This window comes from Leptolyngbya sp. FACHB-321 (assembly GCF_014695975.1).
In the GTDB taxonomy this organism is placed as follows: domain Bacteria; phylum Cyanobacteriota; class Cyanobacteriia; order Leptolyngbyales; family Leptolyngbyaceae; genus Stenomitos.
The window spans coordinates 24208-31323 of the sequence record NZ_JACJPI010000032.1 but is presented as its reverse complement, the minus strand read 5'-3'; the positions used below and the strand labels follow the sequence as shown (position 1 = coordinate 31323).

Genomic DNA, 7116 nt, shown 5'->3' with positions numbered 1-7116 from the left:
GCAAAAAAGTGCTTCTAGACTAAGCATGAGGGCAAACCAGGCATGAGATTTTGCATTTTCAGCCTATCGGGTTTGCCCCTTTCTTGTCCCAGTTCTTATCCCGAACTCAGGTTAAGTAGATCACATTGTCAAAAGCTACTTGGGCAGCCGCTCCACGTTATGCCAGCGAATGTTGTGGCTGGAAAGAAAGCTGCGATCATTTACCAAAAAGTTAGAATATCGGACTGGAGCAATTTAGTACTTTCACGACTACAGTGCATCCTTGACTTGTTGAGAACGACCAGATGTGGAAATGGTTAGACCTTTGGCGAGGCGCGATCGACAGACTCCAACTTGGGGGCAAACAACCTGTGGTTAAAGAGCTGCCGCCACCACCAACCACCTTGCTTTACCCTGCCCCTAGAGCCGCAGTTACCCAGGCTCTACCGCATCCACTTGCCTTTGACTTGCTTGAATCCAGCTTGTTTTACTGCTCTATTGAGGGTAAGCTCGTGTCCCGCTCGATCGCGTCGGGTGCGATTGAGTGGGAATCGAAAGACAATGCTTATCCCTTGCGCGTCAGCGACCATATTTTGTGGGCAATTCAAGGTGATGCCATTGCCGCCTATGCGACGACAGACGGGCAACTGCTGATGCGATCGCAACCGCTATGGCTACCAGGTGGAGCGACCCATACTCTGTGTAACTTGTCGCAGCAAACCTTGCGAATCTATTCAAAATATTCTCCACCACCACCGAACACTGGCATATGGGTTCCTCATCACCCCAATGAGGATGTAGCAGCGTATGCGGTCAGTCTTATCAGTGGAGAAGTTGCTACCTTGTATCAGTGCACCATACGTCCCCCATACCATTTTCCTGGGCATCCCCCCGGTCAAGCAATGGTAGCTGAAATCATTCCTAGGCTTCCTGACGCACTACGCAACGCCCTGCAAAGCCATTCTATTGATAAGCACGATCAGCCACGCCAACTGATGGAGGACGATCGCGGCGGCAAGGTTTCTCATGATGAGCTACCCCAACGCCTTGGGGACGATCGTAGTGAGCGCAGAAAGGCTCATAACGAGATACTTCAACGCATTGAGGACTATCGTAGCGAGAGTAGAAAGGCTTATCATTGGCCGGATTGGCAAGAGGTTAATTCGCAATTTTATGGTGGGAGAAACTCTGGAACGGTTGAGTTGCAGACGGCTTCCATTGCTGTTCACGAGTACAACACGGGTCGATTCGCCACGTACAGGACTTTGTTGAGTGTCTCCAGTAAACAACCGCCTTATCCAGAATACTGGCAAGTTACTCTGAAAGAATTTTATGAAGAACCACCGCATTGCTAACTAGCACGTTGTTTACCACCACAACGCGTCCTTACTTGGTTAGGCTTACTGGTTAACGCAGGTAAGCTAGCGTTACACCTGCGCCACCATCCGCACGGCTTGCCAGTTCATACCGTTCGACTTGGGGATGTTGCTGTAAGAAAGCATGTACGCCCTGCCGCAGTTTGCCCGTCCCATGTCCGTGAATAATCCATAGCACGCCACTTTCATACGCTTGGGCGATCGCCTGTTCCATCATTGGCTCAGCATCGGCAACGCGACTACCCCGGATGTCGATCGTGTTACGGGCGGTGCGGATAATGGGGGTGTCGTGGTTAGGGGTTGGGGTGTCGTGGGTGGGTGGGCTTTGAGTTGCTCCCGGCTTCTGGCTCCTGGCTTCTGGCTCCTGGCTTCTAGTTTCAGCCTTCGGCTTCTTAACCGCTTTCTCCCCGTCTAACGATTCCACATCGTCGATCGGCACGGTCATTTTCATTAGCCCAAAGCGAACGGTAATTTCCTCATCATCATTGGGAGCCGTCAGGACTTCAGCCGTTTGACCAAGACGCGGAATGCGAACGCGATCGCCCACCTGAGGACGAAACCCTGGCTTGGGCGGTTTGGGTTGGCGTGAGGGTAGGCGGCGTTCGGCAAGCTGATGTAGTGAATCGGTTGCTTGCTGTGCCGCTTGTGCTGATACGGGTCCCTGCTGTAGCTGACGGATGACCTGAGCAATTTCACTCTTTGCTTGAGCGATCGCTGCTTGTACTGCCTGTTCTTGCGCCTGCTGTAAGGACTGCTCTCGCTCCTTGAGTGACGCAGCTTTCCGAGACAGTTCGCGATGGAGATGTTCGGCACTTTCTAAAAGTTGCGCTGCCTCCTGGGACTTTGTTTCTTGACGACGACGCTGGGCTTCTAGACCGGCAATCACCTGGTTGACATCTTCTGAAGCACCACCGACTAGGGCTTGTGCCTGCTCTACAACGCTTGCGTCTAACCCCAATCGACGAGCGATCGTCAGTGCATTCGAGCGCCCCGGAATGCCCCATAGTAGGCGATAGGTCGGCGACAGCAGCACATCATCAAACTCAACGGAGGCATTCTCAAAGCGATCGTCCTGATATTTCAGCGCTTTGAGTTCCCCAAAATGAGTCGTAGCAATGGTCAAGCCTGCATGATCCGCTAGGTGGTTTAGCAGCGCGATCGCCAACGCACTACCTTCAGAAGGGTCGGTACCAGCGCCTACTTCGTCAAGAAGGACGAGGGAGTAGGGGGTGGGGAGTGGGGAACGGGGAGCGGGGAATGGGGAAGCAGAGGGAGATACGGCAACAAGATTTGAGATTTGAATTTCTCTCCCTGCCTCCTGCCTTCTGCTCTCTGCCTCCTCTGCTTCCCCTTCTGCCTCCTGCCTTTCGCCTCCTGCCTCCTCATCCCTCTCGCCCAACGCTGCCAAAATGCGACTAATCCGCCGGATGTGTCCTGAAAAGGTAGACAGGCTTTGCTCTAGGGACTGCTCATCGCCAATGTCTGCTAGCACTTGGTCGAACCAGGGTAACTCGACGGGTTCGCGGGCAGGCACGTATAGCCCGACCTTTGCCATCAGTACAGCGAGACCAAGGGTTTTGAGCGTGACGGTTTTGCCGCCAGTGTTGGGTCCAGTAATGGCAACGACGCGAATGTGTGGCTGGATGACAAGGTCGATCGGTACTACAGGTCGCCCCTGCTCATGCTGCTGCTGCCAGATGAGGAGTGGATGCCGAAGATTACGAAGAACGATCGATTCAGGTGGGGCGGCAGACGCATTCTTCCGTTCCCTTGTCACAAACCGAGGCGGATTCGCTTCTAGCCACAAACTGTAGCGGGCGCGCGCTGTGGCGAGGTCAAGCGTAGTCGCGATCGCCAGTAAGCGTTCTAAATCAGGCTTCACGACGGCGACCTGATCAGTTAGCGCTTGACGCACGGCTTCTTCTTCAACCTGTTCCTGGCGCTGAAGCTGGCGTAATTGATTGTTTAGGTTGACGGTAGCTTGTGGCTCGACGTAGAGCGTTGCGCCACTCATAGAAGTGTCGTGGACAATGCCCGGAATTGCATCTTTTTGCGGTGCCTTGACGGGGATGACAAAGCGCCCTTCACGCTGAGTAATCAAGCTTTCCTGTACCGCGTTTGCTTTGCGCTGCAAAATGCTTTGCAATGTACTATAAACGCGATCGCGCAGTTGTTTTTGCTGCTCTCGAATGCCTGCCAACTTAGGCGTAGCACGATCAGCAACTTGTCCACGATCGTCAATGCAGCGATGAATTTCTTGCTCCAACTCGGGATAGGTTCGCAGGTCTTGAATCAACGCGTTGAGCACTAAGAGATCGGGTTGGTTGTCGATGACTCGCCGCAAGGTACGCATCCCGGCAAGGGTGGTGGCGATCGCTAGCAGTTCTTCGCCCGACAGCAACGCCCGCCGCTCTGCACGTTCTAATGACTCGCCAATGTCAGTAATGCCGTCAAACTTTAGCCCAGTGCTGAGGCGGCTTTCCAATGCATACACATCCTGCGTTTGTGCCAGCAGGGTTAGCGTTTCTGCTTGTGTATCGGGGATACGGAGACGACGGGCTGCGATCGCGCCTAGCTTGGTTGCCGCAAAGGTCGATAGGTGCTGGCAAAGCCGCGACCATTCCAAAAGTTCAAGGGTTTCAGCTTGGATCAAATTGCGTCAATGGGTTACTCTCTTCCCATTCTAGGTAGTTCTTAGGCGCTACGACACGCCTACTACAAAAGAGTGCAGGGCGAGCGCTTGCTGTGTGTGAGTGACATCACCCTAGTCTGCCAACACGATCACTCTGCGCTCGCTCTGCAATCACGCGTAGCGTTTCAGCGCATCACACGCTACATGGTCTAACAGTCACACTGAAAACTGAGTAAGCCCTTCATACTAAGTTCATCAAGATTAGCGCAGGGAAGCATTATGAATCCGGTCAATCAGGTTGTGCAAAAGGCGATCGGGCGTGGCTATCTAACAGCTGAAGCGGAGCAGGCGTTGTGTCAGCATTTTGATGGCAACTGCAATCTACACGACATCACAGCGCTGACGATGCTGCAACGAGCATTATCATCGGGTCAAGTGAAACGCTTGTCAAAAGACAGCCAGATCTAAAACGTTGAATCAGCACTGCGATCGCTTTAAGACGTTTTTGCGTTGTCTGTCTTAAACGCAAGGAGGCTACAGCCGCCTGAACCGTCGAGCTTGCGGCATTTAATTAGGGTGTGCTGGCAGGTACCAATGAGATTTGGGTTGATCGATCGCCTATCATCACTACTAAACCTAGAGAATGAACCCAATGTGGCTTGTGACGATTTACTGCTCGGCTGAGAGTTGGCGCAAAGAGGCAACGGCATTTAATGCGATCGTGGCAAAGTACGGGGTCAAACCGCTTGCTACTAAAAAGATGAAAGATGATGAACGACGGATTATGACCTTTGAAGTCGAGGATGTCAGCGATGCAGAGTCGTTTCAGGACGAGTGCTTGACGCTTGATGGCTTTACAGGTCAGTTTGAATCAATGTAATCATTTGTTCATGACTACCACTTCCACTCGTCCCAGGCGGTAAGGAGCGCCGTTGTGGTGTCAAGGGTTTGCTCATTGCCTTATGCTAGCAAGCGAAATTGATCTTCCCAGCCATGACGCGCAGGTTTGGCAGAACGAATCACCAGGAGAATGTCCTCCAATTCATTGTCTAGCAAATTAGCAACAGAACCTCGTTTAGCGGTTTCTGTCCGCACCACCTCCAATGTGTTGGCTGCAGTCTGAGCGATTTCTAGTCGTCGCTTTTCAATACGGCGTTTTTGGATGAGTTCAAACAGCAACTCCTGATCATCGGCAGGCAGTGCATCAACGTATTCAACCAAGTCATGAAAGGGAATAGAGGTATTCATTAATCGCCTATTCCTTACAGTTTTTCACTACTTTATCAAGAAAAAACTCCTACCAGCGATGGCAGGAGTGAGCGAGACTATAACTAACTTGCTACCAATCCTTAAGCGCCGACAGCTTCTTTGGCAGCGTAGAGGACTTCAGCGGTGATCACTTCGATGTTGCGATCGCGCGCAAATTTCTCGGTATTACGCTTAACCTTGCCGCGTACAAAACCAGGGATTTTGTTGAGTTCGGCTTGTCCATCTTTGCTCCACGCAAGATCGGAGTCGGCGGAGATGCCTTTGGTGATGCCTTCTTTAGTATCGTGACCGCCGAAGATTTCGAGCAGATGATCTTCCATGCCGAGCGTAAAGGAGTTGTAGATTAGGTCTACCAATTGGTTGGTGCCTTCGTAGCCAAGAAACGGCTTGTAACCGATCGGGAAGTTCTGGACGTGAATGGGTGCCGAGATGACACCACAGGGAATATCCAACCGCTTACCAACGTGGCGTTCCATCTGGGTGCCAAAGATGGCAGAGGGTTCGATACGGGCGATCGCGTCTCCTACAGCCCCATGATCGTCGGTAATCAGCACCTCGTCGCAGTACTCGCTGACCTGCTCACGGAACCAGGCTTCGTCATACTTGCAAAAGGTGCCTGCCAGAACAACGTGAATGCCCATCTCGCGAGCCAGCACTTTGGTAATTGCAGCAGCATGAGTGCTGTCGCCATACACAACGGCTTTCTTACCAGTCAGGTTTTGGCAGTCGATCGAGCGTGAGAACCACGCAGCTTGAGAAACGTGCATGGTTTGCTCATTGATGTAGTCGTCGTAATCGACCTTGGCACCTTGAGCATTCAAGATTGCCTGAATTTTGCGGATGCAGCGTGCTGTTTCAACGACTCCCATGGGCGTGATGTCTACAGACGGAGTGCCAAATTCTTGCTCGAGGTAGGCTGCTGATAGCGGACCGAGTTCGCGGTAGGGCACGAGGTTAAACCAGGCGCGAGACAGGTTTTTAATATTGTGGACGGAGGCACCTTCAGGAATAACCTCGTTGACTTCGATATCTAACGCTGCCATCAGGCGCTTCAGTTCGGTGCAGTCGTGGTTGTTGTGGAAGCCAAGGGTGGAGATGCCAAAAATGTTGACACTGGGCTTCTCGGTTTTGTCGGTGGGCAGGTCACCTTTCTTACGAGCTTTTTCAATGTAGAACTGCACAATTTGAAGGAGGGTACGATCGGCTGCCTGTAGCTCATTCACACGGTAGTGGTTGACATCTGCCAGCATGACATCGCCCTTCGACTCAAGCTGAGCACGTTCGACGAAGTTTTGCAGGTCTTCTTGCAGAATGCTGGAGGTGCAGGTAGGAGTAAGCACAATCAGGTCGGGATGCTCTTCGGCATCTTTGCGAGTGATGTTGTCTACTACCTTCTCTTGAGAACCACGTGCCAAAACGTTGCGATCGACCACGCTGGTTGTCACTGGGGTAAAGTTGCGTTCCCGTTCCAGCATGGAGCGCATGACGTTGAAGTAGTCATCGCCGATCGGCGCATGCATGATGGCGTGGACGTTCTTGAAGGAACTGGCGACGCGGAGTGTGCCAATGTGGGCGGGACCTGCATACATCCAGTAAGCCAATTTCATAGAGTGCCTCGGTGGGGGAGTGGGGAGTGGGGAGTGGGGAGTAGGAATGAGGTGCCTAGCTCCGTTTCCTGCTGTAAAGCCGCAGCACGATCGCTGATTTAGAATCGCCTATCGATTTTCTCAGACATCTTGTGTTCTGATAAGCGTCTTATCCAGTGGCTTGAGTTTGTTTCAACGCTAGAAAACACTCAAAATCACTGCTGTATATACGTTCCAGCGATGCCAAACCGCTCATCCGTTTGATTAGCTTGTC

The 7116-nt window shown here is 52.2% G+C and carries 6 protein-coding genes; 3 read left to right on the top strand and 3 right to left on the bottom strand.

Features of this window, described 5'->3' with window-relative positions; all coding sequences use genetic code 11:
• Positions 1 to 284 precede the first annotated feature (284 nt).
• Positions 285 to 1334, top strand: a complete 1050-nt coding sequence (locus tag H6F76_RS04130; protein ID WP_190506191.1) for a hypothetical protein — start codon at positions 285 to 287, stop codon at positions 1332 to 1334.
• Between the two features lie 52 nt (positions 1335 to 1386).
• Here H6F76_RS04130 and H6F76_RS04125 read toward each other — a convergent pair whose 3' ends face one another.
• Complete coding sequence (locus tag H6F76_RS04125) at positions 1387 to 4008, bottom strand: endonuclease MutS2 (RefSeq protein WP_190506189.1); 2622 nt, start codon at positions 4006 to 4008, stop codon at positions 1387 to 1389.
• 258 nt (positions 4009 to 4266) lie between these two features.
• Between H6F76_RS04125 and H6F76_RS04120 the strand changes: the two genes are divergently transcribed.
• On the top strand, positions 4267 to 4455 hold the full coding sequence (locus H6F76_RS04120; RefSeq protein ID WP_190506187.1) for a hypothetical protein: 189 nt from the start codon (positions 4267 to 4269) through the stop codon (positions 4453 to 4455).
• Positions 4456 to 4630: 175 nt separating this feature from the next.
• Positions 4631 to 4867 carry a hypothetical protein gene (locus H6F76_RS04115; protein ID WP_242036517.1) on the top strand — a complete coding sequence of 79 codons (237 nt, stop codon included), beginning with the start codon at positions 4631 to 4633 and terminating at the stop codon, positions 4865 to 4867.
• 80 nt (positions 4868 to 4947) lie between these two features.
• Here the strand turns inward: H6F76_RS04115 and H6F76_RS04110 are convergent, their stop codons facing one another.
• Entirely contained in the window at positions 4948 to 5235 is a 288-nt protein-coding gene (locus tag H6F76_RS04110) for a hypothetical protein (RefSeq protein ID WP_199321902.1), read from the bottom strand.
• A 101-nt stretch (positions 5236 to 5336) separates the two neighbouring features.
• A complete protein-coding gene (bchB, locus tag H6F76_RS04105) occupies positions 5337 to 6863 on the bottom strand; it encodes a ferredoxin:protochlorophyllide reductase (ATP-dependent) subunit B (protein WP_190506183.1) in 1527 nt (508 codons plus the stop codon).
• Between the last annotated feature and the right edge of the window lie 253 nt (positions 6864 to 7116).